Origin of the sequence: Streptomyces sp. WMMC500, assembly GCF_027497195.1 — a bacterium.
In the GTDB taxonomy this organism is placed as follows: domain Bacteria; phylum Actinomycetota; class Actinomycetes; order Streptomycetales; family Streptomycetaceae; genus Streptomyces.
On the sequence record NZ_CP114905.1, the window covers coordinates 140,654 to 162,223 of the forward strand.

Sequence of the window (21,570 nt, forward strand, 5' to 3'; positions counted from 1 at the left end):
CCCGTGTGACCGGTGCCGTCGCTCGGGCGGTTCAGTCGTCGTCTCCGTCTTCGTCGTCGCCATCGTCCTCGTCGCCGTTGCCGTCGTCGCCGTTACCGCCGTCGCCCCCGCTGTCGTTGCCGAAGTGCTTCTCGCAGTAGGCGGCGATCGCACGCTCGCCGCCGGCCTCGCGGACCAGCCGGTTCCACGACTTCTTGTCCTTGACCTTCTCCTTGCCGTCGCGTACGGCGAAGAACTTCTCGCACAGCCGCTCCACCGACTTGCCCTTGGTGCCCTCTTCCTCCCCCTCGCCGCCGGAGCCGCCCTGGCCCGCGTCCTCGTCCCGCGTCCCGTCCGGCTCCGCGGCGTCGTCGGCTCCGCCGCCGGGTGCCGTGCCGGTGTCCGGCTCGTCGCGCCTGCCCTCGGGTCTGTCGTCCAGCCGGCTGCCGCCGGCGGACGCGGCGCCCTCGTTGGCGTAGTCGCCGGTGGGCTCCGGCTCGGCGGTGGACGTCGGCGAGACCGCGGGGCCGGTGGACGGCCCGGGTGCGGCGGGAGCCGTGCGCAGGACCGCGCCGGCCGCGAGGACGACGCCGCCGAGCACGCAGCACGCGGCGACGACCGCGGCGGCGGTGCGCAGGCGCCGCAGCCGCCGCGGCGTACCGTGTACGGGGGCGGGGGACGCGAGCCGCACCACCGGTTCGGCCGGCACCCGCCGCGCCGGCACCCGGGCCCCGCGAGCGGTGCCGTTGGCCGCCGGTCCGTTCACCGACCGGCTGTTCACCGGCCGGCCGGTGGCCGCCGGGCCGTGGGCCGGCTCGCCGTTGACGGTATGGCCGTTGCGCGCGGTGTCCGCGGAGCCCGCGGGCGGCGCGGCGCGTGCGGCGCGGAAGGCGGCCAGCGCCGCCTGCTCCCCCGGCAGTTCGGTGTCGAGCGCCGGGCGGCCGGCCCGGGCGGCGGTGTCCAGCAGCGCGGCCAGCCGCTCGGCGGTGTGCCGGTCGGCGGGCGTCAGCGCGCCGGCGTCCACCTGCTCACCGGCGAGGAGCCGCTCGGCGGCGCGCTGGTCGAGCCAGGTGTTCCGGTCGTCGTCGCCCATCACATACCCCTGAGCATCCACGTGGCCGCGAAGGCCACGTCACCCGCCGGTGCGCCGCTCTGCAAGGCTCCGGCCGCGGCGTCGCCGAGTTGGTCCGCCAGCAGACGCAGGCCGCGCAGGGTGGCGGAGCGGGCCGCGGCGGGGCTCGTGCCGAGGACGTAGGCGGCTCGCTCGGCGTCCAGCCCCACGATCGCCCGCAGCGCGACGGCGTCGGCTTCCGCGCGCGGCAGCCAGGCGATCAGGGCAAGGGTACGCCCGCCCTCCGGCCGCTCCGGGCCCGTCCCGGTGCCCCGCCCGGGGGGCGGGCCACCGCCTGGAGACTGCGGCCCGCGGGCGCGAGGCGCCGGGCGGTCGCGCAGGTGCGCCAGTGCGCGCGTACGGGCGATGCGGGCACACCAGGCGCGAAAGCCGATGGCGTCGCCGCCGAACGCGGGGAGCTCGCGGGCGATCTCCCGCCACGCGCCCGCGGTGACCTCCTCCGCGTCGCCGTCTCCCGCCGCGTCGCCGACGAGCGTGCCGACGTAGCGGACGAGGCAGGGGTGCACCGTTCTGTACAGCAGCACGAACGCGGTCTCGTCGCCGGCCCTGGCCGCGCGTATCGCCTCCGCGATCGGTGCGTCAGCTTCTGTCATGCCTGGTCAGCCCGCCCGTGGCGCTCTGTTATGGCGCACACAAAACGGATCCATTCGGTAAGCACCCCCCAGGTGCCGGTTTATCGGGAGGCCGACCACATGCCTTCGCTGTCCGCCCGCGCGGAAGAGCACGCTACGGCCCGCCGCGGGATCGCGTCCAGTCCGCGGACGCGGACCCATACCCCTTGGGACGTAAGGGAGTTCTTGCACCGAAGAGGGCGTGTACGGGGCTGTCGCCCGGTTGATCACCGATCTTCTTCCGGCCGCCCGGGGCCGGCGCCGAGGCCGTCGAGGAGGTGGCGTACGAGGGTGGCGGCGAGGCCGTCCGCGAGCGGGGCGTGGCCGAGGAGCAGCCGGTGGTAGACGGGTGCGAAGAGCTGGTCGAGGGCGGCGGCGACATCGGTGTCCTGCCGCAGTTCGCCGCGGTCGACGGCGTCGTGGAGCAGCCGGGCGCAGGCGGCGCGGCGCGGGCGCACCCACCGCTCGTCGAGCGCGGCACGGATGCCGGGGTCGGCCTGCGCGGCGGCGGCGAGGTCGGCCACCAGGGGCCCGGCGGCGGTGTCGCGGAAGGCCCGGACGAGCGCGCCGACCTCGGCGGCGAGGGCGTCGGCGAGGGGCCCACCGGCGGCGGTCCCGGCCGGGGCCGGCCCGGTCACGTGCGCCAGACTGTCGAGCATCACGTACCCGCGCGTGGGCCACCACTTGTAGACCGTCGACTTGCTGACCCGCGCGCGGGCGGCGATCGCCTCCATGGTGACCGCCTGCACCCCGCCGGAGATCAGCAGCTCGGTGGCGGCGGCGAGCACCGCGGCCCTGGCCCGCTCGCTGCGCGGCCGGCCCCGGGGGGCGCGCGACCCACCCGTTTCGCCCATGCCGGCCTCCGGCGTCCGCCCTATACTGAACGCACCGTACGATAAAGGGAAGGAGCACGTGTGACCAGCGTCCCGGTCCGCAGGCTCAACGACGGTACGAAGTTCCCCGCCCTCGGCCTCGGCACGTATCCGATGGACGACGCGCAGGCCGAGCGGGCGGTCGCCACCGCCCTGGAGACCGGCTACCGGCTGGTCGACACCGCGCTCAACTACGGCAACGAGACGGGCACCGGCCGCGGCATCGCCCGCAGCGGCGTGCCGCGCCAGGACGTCGTCGTCACGACCAAGCTCCCCGGCCGCCACCACGGCTACGAGGAGACGCTCGCGTCCTTCGAGGAGTCCCGCAAGCGGCTCGGCGTGGGCTACGTCGACCTGTATCTGATCCACTGGCCGCTGCCGGAGGTGGACAAGTACACCGACTCCTGGCGCGCGATGATCAAGCTCCGCGAGGAGGATCTCGTACGCTCCATCGGCGTCTCCAACTTCACGGTCGCGCAACTGGACCGGCTGGAGCGGGAGACCGGGGTGGTCCCGGCGGTCAACCAGATCGAGCTGCACCCGCATTTCCCGCAGGAGGAGCTGCGGTCCCACCACGCCGAGAAGGGCATCGTCACCGAGAGCTGGAGCCCGCTCGGCCGCGGCACCGACGTGCTGGCCGACCCGGCGATCGCCCGGGTGGCCGAGGCGCACGGCGTGACGCCCGCCCAGGCGGTGCTGCGCTGGCACACGCAGCTCGACGCCGTGCCCATCCCGAAGTCCGCGGACCCCGTGCGGCAGCGCGAGAACCTCGACGTCTTCGGCTTCGAGCTGTCCGCCGCCGAGATGGCCGCCGTCGCCGGCCGGCCGCGGCGGCGCATGGGCGGCGACCCGGACGTGCACGAGGAGTTCTGACCGGGCGGTCCGCCGGGTACGGCGCCGCACCGCCGAGCGACAACGGAGGAGTCCGGAAGGTGAAAGCAGCAGTACTGGGAACGGGCGTGATGGGCGCGGGCATGGCACGCTCGCTGCTCCGCGACGGCGTCGAGGTGACCGTGTGGAACCGCACGCCGCAGCGCGCCCGGCCGCTCGCCGCCGACGGCGCGCGGATCGCGGCGAGCGCGGAGGAGGCCGTGCGCGACGCCGACGCGGTGCTGATCGCGGTGTACGACGCTCAGGCCGTGCTCGCCGTCCTGGGTGACGCGCTGGCGGCGTCGCCGGAGGACGCCGTGTGGGTGCAGACGGCCACCATCGGCCCCGAGGGGACGCGCCAGGCCGCCGAGCTGGCCGCGGGGGCGGGGCGCACGCTGGTGGAGGCGATGCTGCTGGGCACCAGGCAGCCCGCGGAGACCGGCCGGCTGACGCTGCTGACGGCGGGCGACCCGGCCGTGTTCGCCCGGATCGAGCCGGTGACCGCGGCCGTCTCGGTGAAGTCGGTGTGGACGGGGCCCGAGGTCGGCGCGGGGACGGCGCTGAAGCTGGCGTGCAACGCCTGGATCGCCTCGATCACCGCGGCCGCGGCACAGTCGCTGGCCCTGGCCGGGTCGCTCGGGCTGGATCCGAAGCTGTTCCTCGCGGCCATCGAGGGCGCGCCCGCGGACTGCGCGTACGCGCACGCGAAGGGCGAGGGGATGCTCGCGGGCGCGTACGAGTCCCAGTTCGCGCTCGACGCGGCGCTGAAGGACGTGGACCTGATCGACGGCGCGGCCCGGGACGCCGGTGTCGACACGACGCTCCTGGGGGCGCTGCGGGCGCTCTACGGGAAGGCGTCGGAGGCGGGGCACGGAGGCGAGGACCTGGCCGCGGTGTACACGAGCTTCGGCGGGGCGAGGGGCGGGAAGGACTGAACGGCGGCCCGGACGGAGACCGCGGAGGCGGCGTGCGGGCGCTACGACGCGGCGGTGCGCACGGAGCGGGGGGTGCGGGCCGGGCGGCGGCCGGGCGCCGCTCCCCGCCCGGCGGCCGGCCCGTACCGCCGGGCGGGGACGCGGTGCCGTCGCCTCAGCCGCCGTAGACGGTGGCCTCCTTCGCGGTGGCCGCGATGCCGTCCGTGCCGTTGAAGAAGCGCTGTCCCCAGTCCGTCAGCGCGGCTGGGTCGAAGCCCCTCACCATGTCGAGGTACTCCACGCCCCCGCCGTTGCCGCTGTACGACCAGCCCAGGTAACCGAGGCCCAGTTCCCGGGTGAGCCGCATGATGGCGTCCTCGTCGGGATTGCCGTCGGAGTGGTTGTGCCCGAACTCGCCGACGGCGATGGGCAGCCCCGCCTCGGTGAACGACGTCAGGTAGTCCTCGATCTCCGCGGCGGTGTCGTAGACGCCGTACATGTGGATCGAGAAGATCGTGTCGCCCTGCGGGTCGGAGTCGGCGACGGAGCGGGCGTTGCCGCGCATCGTGTTCGTCCAGTCCTGGCCCCAGTTGGGAGCGTCCGCCATCAGGGTGTGCTGGAGCCCCGCGGCGCGCAGCTTGGCGATGGCTCCCCGGGTGTCGGCCGTCCAGCGCTCGTAGCCCTGGTTGCCGTGCGGCTCGTTGCCGAGGTTGACGATGACGTAGTCCTCCTCGCCGACGAGGGCGTCGCGGACGCTGATCCAGTAGTCGGCGGCGCGGTCGAGGGAGACGGCGGCGCCCTCCTCGCCGTAGCCGGTGGTGTCGTGGACCTCCAGCACGCAGATGAGACGGTTCGCCTTGCACTGGGAGACAACGTTGTCGACGTCGGCGACCTCACTGCGCGGCCAGCGGTCGCCGGTGGCCAGGACCACCCGCACGCTGTTCGCGCCCAGTTGCTTGATCTCGCGCAGCGAGTCCAGTTCGCCGGTGTACCAGGCGTGCGGGTGGTTCACGCCCCGCAGCACGAAGTCGTTGCCGTTGCCCTCCAGCAGCCGCCCGCCCTCGGTGTGCAGGCCCACGGCCGCGGCGGCGGGCTCCGCCCGGGCGCCGGACCCGAACCCGGCGACGGCGGCGGCCAGGGCGAGCAGGGCGGCGAGCAGGAGGCGTCCGCCGCGGGTCCGGCCGCGCCGGCGGTGTCCGCGAGCGGTGGGGGGTGTGGTTCTCGGTGCGCTCATGTGCGGCTCCTCGCAGGTCGGAGAAGAAAACAATGGGAGCGCTCCCATTCCTCCATTCCGACGGCGGCGCGTCAAGGCCCACGGCAGGGACCGTTGCCGGCGGCCCACCCCGTACGGGCCGAAGGCCCCGCGCGCTGCCGGTGGCGGCGGGTAGCGTGCCCGACGAGATCCCCGGGCCGATCGAGGAGTCGACCATGGCACAGCCCGAACAGCCCGATCAGCCCGAACAGACCGCTGCCGCCGGGCCGGGCGCGGAGCCCGCCGACCTCGTGATCGAGGGCTGCACCGCGCTGGTCCACGGGCCCGGCGGCGAGGTGGCCTTCGCCGAGGACGCCGGGATCGTCATCCGTGCCGGGGTCATCGAGGCGGTGACGTCCGCCGCCGGGGCGGCGCGGGTGCCGGCGGCCGAGCGCCTCGACGCCCGCGGCCAGGTCGCGATGCCGGGGCTGGTCAACTGCCATACGCACGCGCCGATGGTCTTCCTGCGCGGCTTCGCCGAGGACGTGCCGGTCGAGGAGTGGTTCAACGACTGGATCTGGCCGGTGGAGAGCAACCTCACCGACCGGGACGTCGAGTTGGGCGCGCTGCTGGCCTGCGCCGAGATGATCCGCGGCGGGGTGACGACCTTCGCCGACCACTACTTCGCCATGGACCGGGTCGCCGACGCGGTCACGGCCACGGGGCTGCGCGCCGTGCTGGGCCTGGCGTACTTCTCCTCGCAGGGCGCCGAGGGCCGCGAGCGGTCGCTGGAGTTCGCGCTGCGCCGCGCCGGCGGCGCGGACGGACGGATCACGACGTGCCTGGCGCCGCACGCGCCGTACACCGTGACGGACGCCGACCTCGAGGCCACGGCCCGGCTCGCGCGGGAACACGGGCTGCTGGTCCACCTGCACGCCGCGGAGAACCGGGAGCAGACCGAGACCAGCCTCGCCCGGCACGGCCGTACCCCCGTCGAGGTGCTGCAGCGCTGCGGGCTGCTCGACACCGAGGTGCTCATCGCGCACGGCACCGGGCTGACGGAATCCGACATCGCGCTGCTCGGCCGGGCACCGGCGGCCGGGGTGGCGACCGCGCCGCGCGGCTATCTGAAGTTCGGCTGGGACACCACGCCCGTGCGCGCGCTGCGGGCGGCCGGCGTGCCGGTGGGCCTGGCGACCGACGGGGCCGCGTCCAACAACACGCTCGACGTCTGGGAGAGCATGGCGCTCACCGCGCTGGTGCAGAAGTCGGCGGAGCGGGACGCCGCCTGGGCCACCGCCCGCCAGGTGCTGCACCACGCGACGACGCAGAGCGCACGCGTCGTCGGCCTCGGCGACCGGGTGGGCTCGCTGGCGCCCGGCCGCCGGGCCGACGTGATCCTGGTCGATCTGACCGGGCCGCACACGCAGCCCGTGCACGACCTCGCCGCCACCCTGGTGCACAGCGCCCGCGCCGGCGACGTGCGTACGACCGTCGTCGACGGCCGGGTCCTCATGCGCGACCGGCGGTTGCTGACCGTCGACGTGGCGGAGGTCGCGGCCGAACTCGCCCCGCGCCTCGCGGCGCTGACCGAGCGCGGCCACGGCCGCCGGATCCAGAGCTACGACACGTGAGCGCGCCCGGTCACTGCGCGGCGTCCGGCGTGGTGACGCGGACGTAGTCGACGACGAGCTGCTGCGGGAAGACGGTGCTGCCGTCGGGGTCGCCGGGCCAGTAGCCGCCGACCGCCAGGTTGAGGATGAGGAAGAACGGCTTGTCGAACACCCACTGCTTGCCGCCGAGGTCCGCGGGCGTGCGCGTCTGGTAGACGTTGCCGTCCACGGACCAGGTGATCTTGTCGGGCGACCAGTCGACGGCGAAGGTGTGGAACCCGTCGGCGAACGCCTCGCCGCCCGGCAGCGTGTAGCCGGCCCCGATGCCGCCGGAGCCGGAGTAGTCAGGCCCGTGGATCGTGCCGTGGACGGTGCTCGGCTCGAAGCCGACGTTCTCCATCACGTCGATCTCGCCGCTGGCCGGCCAGCCGACCTGCCCGATGTCGTCGCCGAGCATCCAGAACGCCGGCCACATCCCCTGCCCGCGCGGCAGCTTCATCCGCGCCTCGACGTGGCCGTACGTGGTGGTGAACCGCCCGGAGGTGTTGAGCCGGGCGGAGGTGTACTCGCACCGGCCGTACCAGCACTGGTAGTCGCCGGGGTTCTCCTTGCGCGCGGTGATGACCAGGTTCCCCTGGCCGTCCAGCGCGGCGTTCGCGTTGCCCGGCGTGTAGTACTGCCGCTCGTGGTTGTTGACGTTGTCGCCGGTCTCGATCAGCCACTTGCCGCCGTCGACGGCGGAACCCGCGGGTCCGTCGAAGTTGTCTTCGAAGGTCACAGCTTGGGTGCCGTCCGGCGCGGCGCCCGCAGAGCCGGGTGTCCAGCTCAGCCCGGCGCAGACGGCCGCGAGCAGCAGGACGGCGGGCGTACGGCGACGCAGTGTGCTCCGTGATGTCATGAAGGTGCGCCTCGATCCTCTGGTGGGGGGTTGCCGACCGGGGAACGCCGCTGGTGCCGGGCGTCCCGACTGGTCAGCCGGGTATCGAGCTTGGTCCAGACCTGTTTCGGTGCGAAAGTGAACTCCTTCGCGCGGGCGCAGTCAATGGATCCGGCGGATCCCGCCGCGTTCACCTCCCGAAGCGAAGGGAGCCCGAACCCACGCCCGCCGCCCAAGCGGGCACCGAACGGTCACGCGTCCCGGCCGGGGCGGGCACGCCCCGCGCGCGGCGAGGGCGGCCGACGGCCGCTCCCCAGCGGCGATGCGGCGGTGGAAACGGGCACATTCGGTCATGACGTGTGGTGCATGAAGCCTGGCCGGTGCGTTCCCCCACCGGTAGAAATGCCTTCGGAAGCCCGAACGGGCAGGGCTTCGCCACACCGGCAAGCACCCCCCACAGCCAAACCGCGAAGGCAGGTGGTCGTCGTGGACGGAGAAGAGCGCAGGCGGGTCATCCTGGAGACCGCCCGGCGCGCCGGCAAGGTGGACGTCGCCAAGCTGGCCGCCGACCTGGGCGTGTCCCGGGAGACCGTACGGCGTGACCTGACGCTCCTGGAGGACCACGGGCTCGTCCGGCGCACGCACGGCGGCGCCTACCCGGTGGAGAGCGCGGGGTTCGAGACCACGCTCGCGTACCGCACGACCATGCACGTGCCGGAGAAGTCGCGCATCGCCGCCGCGGCGGCGGAGCTGCTCGGCGACGCCGAGACGGTCTTCATCGACGAGGGCTTCAACCCGCAGCTCATCGCCGAGGCGCTGCCGCGGCCCCGCCCGCTGACCGTCGTCACGGCCTCGCTCGCCACCGCGAGCGCCCTGGCCGGGGACGACCGGGTCACGGTGCTACTGCTCGGGGGCCGGGTGCGCGGCGGCACCCTGGCCACCGTGGACCACTGGACGACCAGGATGCTCGCCGGCTTCGTCATCGACCTGGCGTACGTCGGCGCCAACGGCATCTCCCGCGCCTACGGGCTGACCACCCCGGACCCGGCGGTCAGCGAGGTCAAGGCGCAGGCGATGCGCGTCGCCCGGCGGAAGGTCTTCGCCGGGATCCACACGAAGTTCGGCGCGGTCAGCTTCTGCCGCTTCGCGGAGGTCTCCGAGTTCGACGTGATCATCACCGACACCGGGCTGCCCGCCGCCGAGGCCCACCGCTACTCGCTGCTGGGCCCGCAGGTCATCAGAACCTGAGCGGCCCCGGCGCCCGTTCGCCGAGTCCGCACACCACATCCCATCCCGCGTACGCCTCGCCTCCCGGACCGCAAGCAGGCCGGGTGGCCGGGATCCGTGCGCCCCGATTCCCGCCCCCGACCCTCTTTGGGAGCATGCGATGCTCACTCCGACCCGCAGCAAGCGCACCATCCGCACCCTCGTGCCCGTGGTCACCGCCGCGGCCCTGCTCGCCGCGTGCAGCGGCGCGGGAGGCGGCGGCAGCTCCGGGGGCGACGACTCCGTCAACGTCGTCATGGTCAACAACCCGCAGATGGTGGAGCTGCAGAAGCTGACGGCCAAGCACTTCACGAAGAAGACCGGCATCGAGGTGAACTTCACCGTACTGCCGGAGAACGAGGTCCGCGACAAGATCAGCCAGGACTTCGCCAATCAGGCCGGCCAGTACGACGTGGCCACCATCAGCAACTTCGAGGTCCCCTTCTACGCCGAGAACGACTGGCTGCTGCCGCTCGACGAATACGCCGCGGACGACGCGAAGTTCGACCAGGAGGACATCCTCGCGCCGATGCGCGAGTCGCTGACGGCCGAGGACGGCAAGCTGTACGCCGAGCCGTTCTACGGTGAGTCGTCGTTCCTCATGTACCGCAAGGACGTCTTCGCCGAGCACGGCCTGAAGATGCCCGGCAAGCCCACCTGGCAGGAGGTCGCCGACCTCGCCGCCGAGGCGGACGGCGCCGAGCCGGGCATGAAGGGCATCTGCCTGCGCGGCCTGCCCGGCTGGGGCGAGGTCATCGCGCCGCTGACGACGGTGGTCAACACCATGGGCGGCACCTGGTTCGACGAGAACTGGGAGGCGCAGCTCACGTCGCCGGAGTTCACCAAGGCGGTGAAGTTCTACGTCGACCTCGTACGCGAGCACGGCGAGGCCGGCGCGGCCCAGTCCGGGTACGCCGAGTGCCTGAACAACCTCACCCAGGGCAAGACCGCCATGTGGTACGACGCCACCGCCGCCACCGGCTCTCTGGAGGCGGAGGACTCCCCCGTCCGCGGCAAGATCGGCTACGTGCCGGCGCCGGTGGACAAGACCGAGTCCTCGGGCTGGCTCTACACCTGGGCGTGGGGCGTGCAGAAGGCGTCGGAACGGCCGGAGAGCGCCTGGAAGTTCATCTCCTGGGCGTCGAGCAAGGAGTACGAGGAGCTGGTCGGCAAGGAGCTGGGCTGGGCCAACGCGCCCGCGGGCAAGCGCGCGTCGACGTACTCCAACCCGGACTACCTCAAGGCGGCCGGCGCCTTCGCCGACATCACCCGCGAGGCGATCGAGGGCGCCGACCCGCGCGACCCGGGCACGCAGCCGCGGCCCGCGCCGGGCATCCAGTTCGTCGGCATCCCCGAGTTCTCCGACCTGGGCACCAAGGTCTCCCAGGAGATCAGCTCGGCCATCGCGGGCAAGCAGTCCGTCGAGGACGCGCTGGAGAACTCCCAGGAACTGGCCGAGGAGGTCGGCGGGGAGTACCGGGACCGATGAGCACCCCGACCGCCGTACGCCCCGAGCGCCCGGCCCCGAGCACGGGCCGGCCGGCACCCCGCCGGCCGGGCCGCGGGGCCCGGGCCTGGGCCACCCGTGCGCCGCTGCTGCCGGCCCTGGTGTTCCTGATCGCCGTCACCCAACTGCCGTTCGTGGCGACGCTGGTGATCTCCCTCTTCGACTGGAACTCCCTGCGCCCGGACGACCGCAGCTTCACCGGGTTCGACAACTACAGCCAGGTCGCGAGCGACGAGGGTCTGCGCGAGTCGGTGGTGACCACGGCGGTGCTGACCGCCGCGGTCGTGCTGGTCAGCGTCGTGCTCGGGCTGCTCATCGCGCTGCTGCTGGACCGGGCGTTCCCCGGCCGGGGCGTGGTGCGCACGCTCCTCATCGCGCCGTTCCTGCTGGTCCCGGTGGCCGCCGCGCTGCTGTGGAAGCACGCGCTCTACAACCCCGAGTACGGCCTGTTCAACGGGGCCATCACCTGGGTCGCGGAACTGTTCGGCGACGATACGCCGCCGCAGCCGGACTGGGTCTCCGACATGCCGCTCATCGCCGTCGAGGCGGCGCTGATCTGGCAGTGGACGCCGTTCATGATGCTGATCCTGCTGGCCGGGCTGCAGAGCCGACCGACGGAGATGGTGGAGGCCGCCAAGCTGGACGGCGCCAGCGGCTTCCAGATCTTCCGCTACCTCACGCTGCCCCACCTGCGCCGCTATCTCGAACTCGGCGTGCTGCTGGGCTCGGTGTACATCGTCCAGAACTTCGACGCGGTGTTCACGATCACCTCCGGCGGGCTGGGCACCGCCAACCTGCCCTACACGATCTACCAGACCTTCTACCAGGCGCACGAGTACGGGCTGGCGTCTGCCGCCGGCGTGCTCGTGGTCATCGGCTCCATCGTCATCGCGACCTTCGCGCTGCGCGTCGTGTCGTCCCTGTTCCGGGAGGAGGCGTCCCGCGCATGACCACGACCGTAGCGGCCACGGCCCCGCAGCCGGCCCGCACCGACCGCGCCGCGCTGCCGCCCGCCCTGCGCAAGGCCCGGCGCCGCAGCGCCGGACTGGGACTGCTGGCCTGGCTCGTCGGCATCGTGTTCTTCCTGCCCGTGGCGTGGATGGTGCTCACGTCGCTGCACGCGGAGACCGACGCCGCCGCCAACCCGCCGGCGGTCGCCGCGTCGCTCACGCTCGACGGCTACCGCACGTTCTTCGGCGCCGGCGGCGGGCCCAGCCCGTGGCCCGCGCTGCTCAACTCGGTGATGGCGAGCGTGTTCTCGACCCTGCTGGTGCTCGTGCTGGCGCTCCCGGCCGCGTACGCGCTGTCCATCAGGCGCGTGAAGCGCTGGACCGACGTGCTGTTCTTCTTCCTTTCCACCAAGATGCTGCCGGTCGTCGCCGGGCTGCTCCCGATCTACCTGTTCGCCAAGAACACCGGGATGCTCGACAACATCTGGCTGCTCGTCCTGCTGTACACCTCGATGAACCTGCCGATCGCGGTGTGGATGCTGCAGTCGTTCCTCGCGGACATCCCGGTCTCGATCGTCGAGGCCGCGCAGATCGACGGCGCCCGGCTCACCACCGTGCTGACCCGGGTGATCGCCCCCGTCGCCGGTCCCGGCATCGCCGCCACCTCGCTGATCTGCTTCATCTTCAGTTGGAACGAGATGCTGTTCGCGCGGGTGCTCACGGGGGTGACGGCGGAGACCGCCCCCGTCTTCCTCACCAGCTTCATCACCAGTCAGGGGCTCTTCCTCGCCCAGGTCTGCGCCGCCTCCGTCGTCATCTCCCTCCCGGTGCTCGCCGCCGGGTTCGCCGCCCAGGACAAGCTGGTCCAGGGCCTGTCCCTAGGAGCCGTCAAATGAGGGCCGCCGTCATCGAAGCCCCCGGCACGGTCACCGTGACCGACGTCCCCGACCCCACCCCCGGCCCGCGCGAGGTCGTGGTGGACGTGGCGGCGTGCGGGCTGTGCGGAACCGATCTGCACATCCTGCAGGGCGAGTTCGCGCCCACGCTGCCGGTGGTGCCGGGGCACGAGTTCGCGGGCGAGGTCGTCGGCATCGGCCGCGACGTCACCGAGGTCGCGGTCGGCGACCGGGTCGCCGTCGACCCGTCGCTGTACTGCCACGAGTGCCGCAAGTGCCGTACGGGCCACGGCAACCTGTGCGACCGGTGGGGCGCCATCGGCGTCACGGTCGCCGGCGGGGCGGCGGAGTACGCGGTCGCGCCGGTCGCCAACTGCGTGCGGCTGCCCGACCACGTGCGCACCCAGGACGCGGCGCTGATCGAGCCGCTGTCGTGCGCGGTGCGCGGCTACGACGTGCTCAACACCAAGCTCGCCGCGCACGTGCTGATCTACGGCACGGGCACGATGGGCCTGATGATGCTGGAGCTGGCCAACCGCACCGGCGCCGCGGCCGTGGACGTGGTCGACCTCAACCCCGAACGGCTGGCCACCGCGCAGAAGGTGGGGTGCAGCCGCGCGGCGGCCTCGCCGGAGGAGTTCGGGCAGCCGGAGGGCTGGGACGTCGTCATCGACGCCACCGGCAACGCGGCGGCGATCCAGGACGGCCTGGGCCGGGTCGCGAAGGCCGGCACGTTCCTGCAGTTCGGCGTGGCGGACTACGCGACGACGGCCACCATCGAGCCGTACCGCATCTACAACGAGGAGATCACCATCACCGGCTCGATGGCCGTGCTGCACAGCTACGAGCGCGCGGCGGAGCTGTTCGCCGCGGACGTGCTCGACCCGGAACTGCTGATCAGCGACCGGCTGCCGCTGGAGCAATACCCGGCCGCCCTGGAGCAGTTCGCCTCCGGGAAGGGCCGGAAGATCGTGGTGGTGCCGTAACCCCCGGGGCGGGTGCGGGCGCCGTGTGAGACGGGTCTCAGGCGGCGCTCACATATGCTGATTATGGTGATTCAGCATGCTCCAGCCGCAGTTGGCCGCTGGCAGACTGAGCCGTTGTCGGCATACCCCTCCACGCCACGGAAGGACGGCGAGGTCAGGTGGCCATGATGGACTGTCCGGCCTGCGGCAGGTGGCACGACGCGGGCGGCGCCCCCTGGTGCGCGCCCGCCGGAGCGTACGGGCCCACCCCGGCGGGCGGCGGGCCCGCCCCGGTCGAGGAGCCGGGCCCCGCGGTGCCGGGCCCCGATCCGCGGGACGTGGAGCTGTTCGCCGAGGGACGCTCGGCGTACGCGGACACAGCGCCGTACGCGCACGTGCGAGAGGACGACGACACCCTGGAGCACGCCGTCGTCCCCGGCCGCGCCCGGCACGGCCGGGGCCGGCGCCGGCGTCCGCCCCGCGCGCGGCTCGCGGCCCTCGCGGCGGCGGGGGTGGCGGCGATCTCCGGGGGGCTGGTCGCGGCGAACGTGCTCGGCGGGGGCGCACCCGACGCCAGCCGCGCCGACGAGCGCCCCGACGCCCCGCTCGGGCCGCTGCCGACGAACTCCTCCGGCACGCCCGACGCCTCCGGCGCACCGCCGGCGACGGACCCGCCGGCCGGTCGGGCCGAGGCCCCGGACCGCGCGCAGCGCTCCCGGCCCTCCACGGCCCCGCCGGCCACCCGGACGGCGGACCCGACGACGCCGGGGCCCGGGCCGAGCCACAGCCCCGCGGAGTCCGGCAGCCCGTCGTCGACCGCCTCGTCGCGGGCGACGGTGTCGGCGCCGAGCGGCACCCCGTCGGGCTCGCAGTCCTCCTCCCCCTCGTCCTCGCCCACCCCGACCCCCACCGGCAGCGCGGGCGAGGAGGCCGGGGAAGAGCGCGGCCGGCCGGACGCGCCGGGCGGGCGGCAGCCGAACGGGTGAGCCGAGCCCGGCGGCGCGCGTCGCCGGCGGGCGCCAGCGGATGCGCGATCCCCCGGTGCGGGCGAGATTGGGGGCATGGCCAGTGCCCACGCGAGCGTGCCCCACGACGGCCGGCTCGACGCGCTGCTGCTCCGCGTGCTCTTCGCCCGGGCGCGCTCCGCCCTGCTGGTCTTCGACGCCGAGCTGCGGCTGCTGCGCGCCAACGCCTCCGCGCGCCGGCTCCCGGGAGTGCCGGGCGAGCCGGCGGAAGGGGACGAGGTGCGTACGCAGGGGCCGGCCCCGGCCGCGCGGGACGTGGGGGCGGTCGCCGACGGGGCCGAGCTGGAGCAACTGCTGCGGCACGTGCTCACGTCCGGCACCCCGGTGCGCGGCGTGCGGATGGCCGGCGACGACGACCGGGTGCTGTCGGTCTCCGCGTACCCGTTGACGGACCACGAGGCCGGCGCCCCCGTGTCCGTGCTCGCCCATGTGCGCGACATCACCGACCGCCGGCGCGCCCGGTCCCGGCTGGAGCTGCTGTACGCCGCGGAGGCGCGCATCGGCGCGCTGCTCGACGTCGGCCGGGTGGCACGGGAGCTGGCCGCGGTCGTCGTGCCCGCGCTGGCCGACGCGGTGGTGGTCGACGTCGCCGACTCGGTGTGGCGGGGCGAGGAGTCGGCGCCCGCGCAGGGCGTGGAGGAGCTGGCGCTGCGGCGGGCGGCGGTGGCGCCGTCGGCGTACCGGGAGGAGCACGGCGTCGGCGCGCAGGTGCGCTACCCGTACGCCTCCGCGCAGTCCAGCGCGCTGACGGACCTGCGGCCGCGGCTCATCCGGGACCCGGCGCACCCCGGGCTCGCGGTCGGGGGCGACGGGGACGTGCACGAGCCCGTCCCGGAGCCGGACCCCGCGGGGGAGCCGGCCGGGATGGACGGCGCGCACACGACCCTGCCCGACGCCGCGGACGAGGCGCACTCGCTCATGCTCGTGCCGCTGACCGCCCGCGGTGCGCTGCTCGGCCTCGTCACCCTCTACCGCTCCGAGCGGCCCACCCCCTTCGACGACGAGGACCTGCGGCTGGCCAACGAGGTCGCCGACCTGGCTGCCGTCAGCGTCGACAACGCCCGCCGCCAGACCCGCACCCACACCACCGCCTCCGCCCTGCAGCGCAGCCTGCTGCCCTCCCAACTGCCGGAGAACAGCGCGATCGAGACGGGCCTGTCGTACGTGCCGGGCACCTTTCCCGGCACCGACGGCGCGGGCGGCGACTGGTTCGACGTGATCGGGCTGTCGGGCGCCCGGGTGGCGCTGGTGGTGGGCGACGTCACCGGCACGGGGCTGCACGCCGCCGCGACCATGGGCCGGCTGCGCTCGGCGATCACCACCATGGCCGGCCTCGACGTGCCGCCGGACGAGCTGCTGACCCATCTGGACGCGCTGGTGTCCCGGCTCATGCAGGAGCCGCCCGACCCGTTCGCCGACCCGCGGCGCAACCGGCCGCCACCCGCCGCGACCTGCGTCTACGCCGTCTACGACCCCATCGACACGCGCGTGACCATGGCCCTGGCCGGGCATCCGCCGCCCGTGGCCGTCCGGCCGGAGGGCGGCACCGAGGTCGTGGAGGCGGCGACCGGGCCGGCACTGGGCGGGGGCGACGGCAGGTTCGAGAGCACCGAACTCGACCTGCCCGAGGGCAGCCTGCTCGGGCTCTACACCAACGGCCTGCTGCCCGAGCGCAACCAGGGGGCGCTGGACCGGCTGTGCCGCGCGCTCGCCGACCCGGCGCGCCCGGTGCAGGACCTGTGCGACGCCGCCGTACGCGACCTGCTGCCCGTCCGGCCGAGCGACGACGCGGTGCTGCTCGCGGCCCGGCTCCGGACGCTGCCGCCGGACCACGTGGTCTCCGTGGAGCTGCCGGTGGACCATTCCGCCCTCTCGGAGGCCCGGGGTCTGGTGCGCCGGCGGCTGACCGCCTGGGGGCTCGGGGACCAGACTCTGCCCACCGAGCTGATCGTCAGCGAACTGCTCGCCAACGCGGTCCGCCACGCCCCCGGCCCCATCGGGCTCAAGCTCATCCGCCAGTCGGTGCTGACCTGTGAGGTCTCCGACACCGGCCACGCGGCCCCGCAACTGCGGCACGCCACGAGCGAAGACGAGGGCGGGCGGGGGCTGTTCCTCGTCGCGCAGCTCGCGGACCGCTGGGGTGTGCGCTACACGCCGCGTGGGAAGGTCGTCTGGACCGAGCAGGAAATCCCGGGCAGTTGACCTTGGGTGTGATGTGTCTCACACCGCGCCGCTTCTTGTCACATTCGGCTTCCTGTTCCTGTCATTAAGGGTGAGTGCACCAGGGAGGCAGGAGCAACCGCATGTCCGTAACCCAGACGGAAGATCCATCGCAGCGCGCGATGGGCAACCGTCCGCCCACCCGGGCGTCGACCGGCGAGCGCTTCGCCGACTGGGCCGACAGCCGTCTCGGACTGCATGGAGCCGGACGGCGGTACGCCAGGAAGGTCTTCCCTGATCACTGGTCGTTCCTGCTGGGCGAGATCGCCCTCTACAGCTTCGTCGTCATCCTGCTCACCGGCGTCTACCTGACGCTGTGGTTCAACCCCTCGATGAACGAGATCGTGTACGAGGGCTCGTACGCCCCGCTGAACGGCGTGCGGATGTCCGAGGCGTACGCCTCCACCCTGGACATCTCGTTCGACGTGCGCGGCGGCCTGCTGGTGCGTCAGATCCACCACTGGGCAGCGCTCATCTTCATCATCGCCATGCTCGTGCACATGATGCGGCACTTCTTCACCGGCTCGTTCCGCAAGCCGCGCGAGGTCAACTGGCTGTTCGGCTGGGTGATCCTGTTCACCGCCCTCTTCGAGGGCCTCCTCGGGTACTCGCTCCCCGACGACCTGCTCTCCGGCACGGGCCTGCGCTTCGTGGAGGGCGCCACGCTCTCCACGCCGCTGATCGGGACCTACCTGTCGTTCTTCCTCTTCGGCGACGAGTTCCCCGGCCACGAGATCATTCCACGCCTCTACTCCCTGCACATCCTCGTGCTGCCGGCGCTGATGGTCGCCCTGCTGACGTTGCACCTGATCCTGGTCTTCTACCACAAGCACACCCAGTGGGGCGGCCCCGGCAAGACGGAGAAGAACGTCGTCGGCGCGCCGTTCATGCCCGTGTACGTGGCCAAGGCCGGCGGGTTCTTCTTCCTGGTCTTCGGCGTCATCACCATCATCTCGGCGATCGCGACGATCAACCCGATCTGGAACGTCGGCCCCTACCGACCAGACCAAGTGTCGACGGGCGCGCAACCAGACTGGTATCTGGGCTTCGCCGAAGGCATGGTGCGCGTCATGCCGGGCTGGGAGATCAACGCCTGGGGCCACACCCTCGCACTCGGGGTGTTCATCCCCATCACCGTCTTCCCGCTCATGTTCGTGGCGATCGGCGCTTACCCGTTCATCGAGGCGTGGATCACCGGCGACAAGCGCGAGCACCACCTGCTCCAGCGGCCGCGCAACGTGCCCGTGCGGACGGCACTCGGCACCTCCTGGCTGTCGCTGTACGCCCTGTTCCTGATCGGCGGCGGCAACGACATCTTCGCCACGCACTTCAACGTCTCGGTCAACAACGTCACCTGGGCCCTGCGGATCGGGGTCTTCGTGGTGCCGGTGCTCACGTTCATCCTCACCAAGCGCATCTGCCTGGCGCTGCAGCGGCGCGACCGCGACAAGGTGCTGCACGGCCGCGAGACCGGCATGATCAAGCGGCTGCCGCACGGCGAGTACATCGAGGTGCACGAGCCGCTGTCGCCGGCCGAACTGCACAAGCTCACCTCGCACGAGCAGCCGCAGCCGTACGAACTCCCCCCGAAGGTCGACGCCAACGGTGTCCGCCGGCCGCCGGTGAGCGTCGCGAACCGGGTGCGCGCCAAGCTGTCGCACACGATGTTCGGGCCCGGCACGTACATCCCGAAGCCGACCGCCGAGGAATACCGCGCGATCGAGCACGACCACGACGAGCACGCGGAGCTGCCGGCCGGCAGCGGACCCCGCGAGCTCGAATCCGCCGAGGAGAGCCCGGGCGGCCCCTCGTCCGGATGAGGTACGGCCCCCCGACGGCCCTCATCCGGGACTGAAGTAGGCCCCCGACCGGGTGGGGCGCGGACCCCCGACCGCGCCCCACCCGACTTCTTTGGTTAGGCTACCCTAAGTTTCTTCGAGCGAGGGTGGCGACGGCGTTGAGCATCGAGGTATACCGCGACTCCTGGGGCATCCCCCACATCCGCGCCGCCGACCCCCGCGAACTCGCCCACGCCCAGGGGCGGGTCACCGCCTTCGACCGTGCGTGGCAACTGGAGGTCGAGCGGCACCGCGCCGCCGGCACCTCCGCCGCCTTCCTGGGCACGGCGGCCCGCGACTGGGACGTCTTCGCCCGCCGCGTCCGGCTGGACGACACCGCCCGCCGCTGCTTCCGGCACCTGGCGGAAGAGGACCGCGAGACCGCCGGCTGGGTGTCGTCGTACGTCGACGGCGTCAACGCCGGGCTCGCGGAAGGCGCCGCGCGGGCGCCGGAGTTCGCGGCCACCGGTCTCGTGCCCGGCCGCTGGTCGCCGTGGACGCCGCTGGCCGTGTGGCTGTCCACCCACATCCTCTTCGCCGGCTTCCCCGCCAAGCTGTGGCGCCGGACGGTCGCCGAAAGGCTGGGCGCGGAGGCGGTGGAGCTGTTCGCCACGGACGGGCCGGGCACCGCGGGCAGCAACGGCTGGCTGCTGTCCGGGGCGCGGACCGCGGGCGGCGGTGCGCTGATCGCCGGGGACCCGCACCGGTTCATCGAGAACCCCGGGGTCTACCAGCAGATCCATCTGGCCTGCCCGGAGTACGACGTCGTCGGCTTCGCCGTCCCGGGCGTCCCCGGGCTGCCGCACTTCGGCCACACCGGCGGCGTCGCCTGGGCCATCACCAACGCCATGGCCGACTACCAGGACCTCTACCGCGAACGGCTGCGCCGCCGCGCGGGGCGCATCGAGGCGCTGGGCCCCGACGGCTGGGAGCCCGCGGCGGCGCACGCCGAGACCGTCGAGGTGGCGGGCGCCGAGCCAGCCGTGGTCGAGGTGGTCGAGACCGGCCGCGGCCCGGTGCTCGCCGAGGTGCCGGGCGGTGCGGCGGGCGGTGCGGCGGACGGCGAGTGGGAGGCGCTGAGCCTGCGGTATCCGCCGCGGGTGTACGGGGACCTCGGCTTCTCGGCGCTGCCCGCGCTGCTCGCGGCCCGCCGCGTCGCCGACGTGGACGCGGCGCTGGACCGCTGGGTGGAGCCGGTCAACGTGGTGCTCGCCGCCGACACCGAAGGCGGGTTGCTGCACCGCGTCGCCGGTACGGTGCCGGTGCGCGACGGGGCCAGCATGCGCGGTGTCGTACCGGCGTGGGAGCCGGCGTACGCGTGGCGCGGGCGGCACGCGCCGATGCCGTCCGTGCCCGTGGCCGGCGGCATCGCGGTGATGGCCAACGAGCGCGGCCCGGCCGCCCCGTTCGGCGCCGAGTTCGCCCCGCCGCACCGCGCGGAGCGCATCCGCGAACTCCTCGACGGCGGCGGGACCTGGCGCGCCGGGGACATGGCCGCCGTGCACACCGACACCTTCGCCGCCGCGGCCCGCCCGCTGCTCGCTCTGCTCGCCGGAGTCGACGGACTGGGGCCCGCCGCCGCGGAGTTGCGCGACCGGCTGCTGCGCTGGGATCTGCGGATGGACGCGGGCAGCACCGACGCGCTGGCGTACGCGCGGCTGCGCTCCGCCGTCGTCCGCGCCCTGGCCGCGCACCCAGCGCTGGCGCCGCTGGCCGACCCGCCCCCGTACCCCGCGCTGCTGCTGCCCTGGCTGGACCTGCGCACCCGGATCGCGTACGCCCTGGGCACCCTGCTCACCACCGACCGGCTGCCGGAGATCGACCGGCCCGCGCTGGTGCGGGCCGCCGCCGAGGAGGCCGCGGCGCAGCTCGCGGGGGCGGCGCCGGGCGAGCCGGCGACCTGGGGCGAGGCGCACCGGCTGGCGCCCTGGCAGGCGCTGCCCGGCGGCCCCGGGAATCGCGGCGACGCCGGGGACGAGCCGTGGCCGGGCCTGGCCGGCGACCACGACTGCGTGCTGGCCACCGCCGCCGTCCCGGGCGTCACCGACCTGTGCGCCCGGGGCCCGGCCGCCCGCTACGTCTGGGACGTCGCCCGCCGCGGGGAGAGCCGCTGGGTGGTCCCCTTCGGCGCCTGCGGCGTCCCCGGCTCCCCGCACCACCGCGACCAGCTCGGGCCGTGGCTGCGCGGCGAGCTGGTTCCCGTACTCACCGACTGGCAGGCCCTCGAGGAGTCCCATGCCGACCGCTGATCCCGCGCCCCGCGACCGGGCGCCGCGCTACGAGCAGAAGGTCGACGGCTTCGGCGCCGTCCGGATCGTGCCCGTCGTCCCGGACGCGGACGCCGGCCTGCTGCACGGCTGGGTCACCGCGGAACGCGCCCGCTTCTGGGGCATGACCGGGCTGAGCCGCGAGCAGGTGCGCGACGTCTACGCGCACATGGACACGCTCCCCACCCACCACGCCCACCTGATGGTGCTGGGCGGCGAGCCGGTCGCGCTGCTGCAGACGTACGACCCGGCCGCCGACCGGGTCTCGGAGTGCTACCCGGCCGAGCCCGGCGACCTCGGCCTGCACCTGTTGGTCGGCCCGGCGGACGGCGGTGCGCGGTCCGGTTTCACGGGCGCGCTGATGCGGGTCATCACCGGCTTCGCCGCGGCCGGGGGCGCACGGCGCCTGGTCCTGGAGCCGGACGCGGACAACGGTCGCGCCATCGCCCGGATGCGCCGCGAGGGCTTCACGGTGGGCCCGGAGGTCACGCTGCCGGAGGTGGACCTCCCGGAGGTGTACCTGCCGCCGAAGCGCGCCAGGCTGGCCCTGCGCCCGGTGGCCGGCGGCTGACCGGT

General features: G+C 73.9%; 18 protein-coding genes. 13 read left to right on the forward strand and 5 right to left on the reverse strand.

The features are described 5' to 3' along the window. Positions 1–31: 31 nt before the first annotated feature. From O7599_RS00600 to O7599_RS00610, 3 genes are all read right to left on the reverse strand, one after another. The gene (locus tag O7599_RS00600; protein ID WP_281620055.1) at positions 32–1,072 is read right to left on the reverse strand and encodes a hypothetical protein; all 1,041 of its coding nucleotides are present in this window, start codon (positions 1,070–1,072) and stop codon (positions 32–34) included. After that, positions 1,072–1,704 (reverse strand): sigma-70 family RNA polymerase sigma factor, encoded by a 633-nt coding sequence (locus tag O7599_RS00605; protein ID WP_281620056.1) that lies wholly within the window; start codon positions 1,702–1,704, stop codon positions 1,072–1,074. Before O7599_RS00605 ends, O7599_RS00600 begins: the two co-directional genes overlap by 1 nt. A gap of 245 nt (positions 1,705–1,949) precedes the next feature. Continuing rightward, positions 1,950–2,576, reverse strand: coding sequence for a TetR/AcrR family transcriptional regulator (locus O7599_RS00610; protein ID WP_281620057.1), 627 nt, complete (start codon positions 2,574–2,576; stop codon positions 1,950–1,952). Positions 2,577–2,636: 60 nt separating this feature from the next. Between O7599_RS00610 and O7599_RS00615 the strand changes: the two genes are divergently transcribed. Together O7599_RS00615 and O7599_RS00620 are read left to right on the forward strand one after the other, a co-directional pair. Further along, positions 2,637–3,467: an aldo/keto reductase gene (locus tag O7599_RS00615; protein ID WP_281620058.1), complete on the forward strand. Its 831-nt coding sequence runs from the start codon at positions 2,637–2,639 to the stop codon at positions 3,465–3,467. A gap of 59 nt (positions 3,468–3,526) precedes the next feature. Then, positions 3,527–4,399 carry an NAD(P)-dependent oxidoreductase gene (locus O7599_RS00620; protein WP_281620059.1) on the forward strand — a complete coding sequence of 291 codons (873 nt, stop codon included), beginning with the start codon at positions 3,527–3,529 and terminating at the stop codon, positions 4,397–4,399. A gap of 154 nt (positions 4,400–4,553) precedes the next feature. On the opposite strand, the gene O7599_RS00625 is transcribed toward O7599_RS00620, so the two are convergent. Beyond that, a complete protein-coding gene (locus O7599_RS00625; RefSeq protein ID WP_281620060.1) occupies positions 4,554–5,612 on the reverse strand; it encodes a glycoside hydrolase family 5 protein in 1,059 nt (352 codons plus the stop codon). Positions 5,613–5,806: 194 nt separating this feature from the next. Here O7599_RS00625 and O7599_RS00630 point away from each other — a divergent pair, with 194 nt between their 5' ends. Continuing rightward, positions 5,807–7,204, forward strand: a complete 1,398-nt coding sequence (locus O7599_RS00630) for an amidohydrolase (protein ID WP_281620061.1) — start codon at positions 5,807–5,809, stop codon at positions 7,202–7,204. A gap of 10 nt (positions 7,205–7,214) precedes the next feature. Here the strand turns inward: O7599_RS00630 and O7599_RS00635 are convergent, their stop codons facing one another. Further along, entirely contained in the window at positions 7,215–7,961 is a 747-nt protein-coding gene (locus O7599_RS00635) for a glycoside hydrolase family 16 protein (RefSeq protein WP_348652644.1), read from the reverse strand. A gap of 585 nt (positions 7,962–8,546) precedes the next feature. Here O7599_RS00635 and O7599_RS00640 point away from each other — a divergent pair. The 10 genes from O7599_RS00640 (at position 8,547) to O7599_RS00685 (ending at position 21,565) form a co-directional block, all read left to right on the forward strand. Beyond that, the gene (locus O7599_RS00640) at positions 8,547–9,308 is read left to right on the forward strand and encodes a DeoR/GlpR family DNA-binding transcription regulator (protein WP_199788497.1); all 762 of its coding nucleotides are present in this window, start codon (positions 8,547–8,549) and stop codon (positions 9,306–9,308) included. A 139-nt stretch (positions 9,309–9,447) separates the two neighbouring features. After that, the gene (locus O7599_RS00645; protein ID WP_281620063.1) at positions 9,448–10,815 is read left to right on the forward strand and encodes a sugar ABC transporter substrate-binding protein; all 1,368 of its coding nucleotides are present in this window, start codon (positions 9,448–9,450) and stop codon (positions 10,813–10,815) included. Then, positions 10,812–11,783 carry a sugar ABC transporter permease gene (locus O7599_RS00650; protein WP_281620064.1) on the forward strand — a complete coding sequence of 324 codons (972 nt, stop codon included), beginning with the start codon at positions 10,812–10,814 and terminating at the stop codon, positions 11,781–11,783. The genes O7599_RS00645 and O7599_RS00650 overlap by 4 nt, the downstream gene beginning before the upstream one ends. Next, complete coding sequence (locus O7599_RS00655; RefSeq protein ID WP_281620065.1) at positions 11,780–12,679, forward strand: carbohydrate ABC transporter permease; 900 nt, start codon at positions 11,780–11,782, stop codon at positions 12,677–12,679. The genes O7599_RS00650 and O7599_RS00655 overlap by 4 nt, the downstream gene beginning before the upstream one ends. After that, positions 12,676–13,665, forward strand: coding sequence for a zinc-dependent alcohol dehydrogenase family protein (locus O7599_RS00660; RefSeq protein WP_281620066.1), 990 nt, complete (start codon positions 12,676–12,678; stop codon positions 13,663–13,665). Before O7599_RS00655 ends, O7599_RS00660 begins: the two co-directional genes overlap by 4 nt. A 164-nt stretch (positions 13,666–13,829) precedes the next feature. Continuing rightward, positions 13,830–14,630: a hypothetical protein gene (locus tag O7599_RS00665; RefSeq protein WP_281623667.1), complete on the forward strand. Its 801-nt coding sequence runs from the start codon at positions 13,830–13,832 to the stop codon at positions 14,628–14,630. Positions 14,631–14,705: 75 nt separating this feature from the next. Continuing rightward, a complete protein-coding gene (locus tag O7599_RS00670) occupies positions 14,706–16,871 on the forward strand; it encodes a SpoIIE family protein phosphatase (RefSeq protein ID WP_281620067.1) in 2,166 nt (721 codons plus the stop codon). Between the two features lie 140 nt (positions 16,872–17,011). Then, the gene (locus O7599_RS00675) at positions 17,012–18,709 is read left to right on the forward strand and encodes a cytochrome bc complex cytochrome b subunit (RefSeq protein ID WP_281623668.1); all 1,698 of its coding nucleotides are present in this window, start codon (positions 17,012–17,014) and stop codon (positions 18,707–18,709) included. 137 nt (positions 18,710–18,846) lie between these two features. Continuing rightward, positions 18,847–20,976 (forward strand): penicillin acylase family protein, encoded by a 2,130-nt coding sequence (locus O7599_RS00680; protein WP_281620068.1) that lies wholly within the window; start codon positions 18,847–18,849, stop codon positions 20,974–20,976. Next, positions 20,963–21,565, forward strand: a complete 603-nt coding sequence (locus O7599_RS00685; RefSeq protein ID WP_281620069.1) for a GNAT family N-acetyltransferase — start codon at positions 20,963–20,965, stop codon at positions 21,563–21,565. The genes O7599_RS00680 and O7599_RS00685 overlap by 14 nt, the downstream gene beginning before the upstream one ends. Positions 21,566–21,570: the final 5 nt, after the last annotated feature.

Excerpts from the sequence above, each read along its gene's own strand:
- O7599_RS00600 (WP_281620055.1), bottom strand. The coding sequence starts at position 1,072 with ATGGGCGACGACGACCGGAACACCTGGCTCGACCAGCGCGCCGCCGAG.
- O7599_RS00605 (WP_281620056.1), bottom strand. The coding sequence starts at position 1,704 with ATGACAGAAGCTGACGCACCGATCGCGGAGGCGATACGCGCGGCCAGG.
- O7599_RS00610 (WP_281620057.1), bottom strand. The coding sequence starts at position 2,576 with ATGGGCGAAACGGGTGGGTCGCGCGCCCCCCGGGGCCGGCCGCGCAGC.
- O7599_RS00625 (WP_281620060.1), bottom strand. The coding sequence starts at position 5,612 with ATGAGCGCACCGAGAACCACACCCCCCACCGCTCGCGGACACCGCCGG.
- O7599_RS00630 (WP_281620061.1), top strand. The coding sequence starts at position 5,807 with ATGGCACAGCCCGAACAGCCCGATCAGCCCGAACAGACCGCTGCCGCC.
- O7599_RS00645 (WP_281620063.1), top strand. The coding sequence starts at position 9,448 with ATGCTCACTCCGACCCGCAGCAAGCGCACCATCCGCACCCTCGTGCCC.
- O7599_RS00650 (WP_281620064.1), top strand. The coding sequence starts at position 10,812 with ATGAGCACCCCGACCGCCGTACGCCCCGAGCGCCCGGCCCCGAGCACG.
- O7599_RS00655 (WP_281620065.1), top strand. The coding sequence starts at position 11,780 with ATGACCACGACCGTAGCGGCCACGGCCCCGCAGCCGGCCCGCACCGAC.
- O7599_RS00660 (WP_281620066.1), top strand. The coding sequence starts at position 12,676 with ATGAGGGCCGCCGTCATCGAAGCCCCCGGCACGGTCACCGTGACCGAC.
- O7599_RS00665 (WP_281623667.1), top strand. The coding sequence starts at position 13,830 with ATGATGGACTGTCCGGCCTGCGGCAGGTGGCACGACGCGGGCGGCGCC.
- O7599_RS00670 (WP_281620067.1), top strand. The coding sequence starts at position 14,706 with ATGGCCAGTGCCCACGCGAGCGTGCCCCACGACGGCCGGCTCGACGCG.
- O7599_RS00675 (WP_281623668.1), top strand. The coding sequence starts at position 17,012 with ATGGGCAACCGTCCGCCCACCCGGGCGTCGACCGGCGAGCGCTTCGCC.
- O7599_RS00685 (WP_281620069.1), top strand. The coding sequence starts at position 20,963 with ATGCCGACCGCTGATCCCGCGCCCCGCGACCGGGCGCCGCGCTACGAG.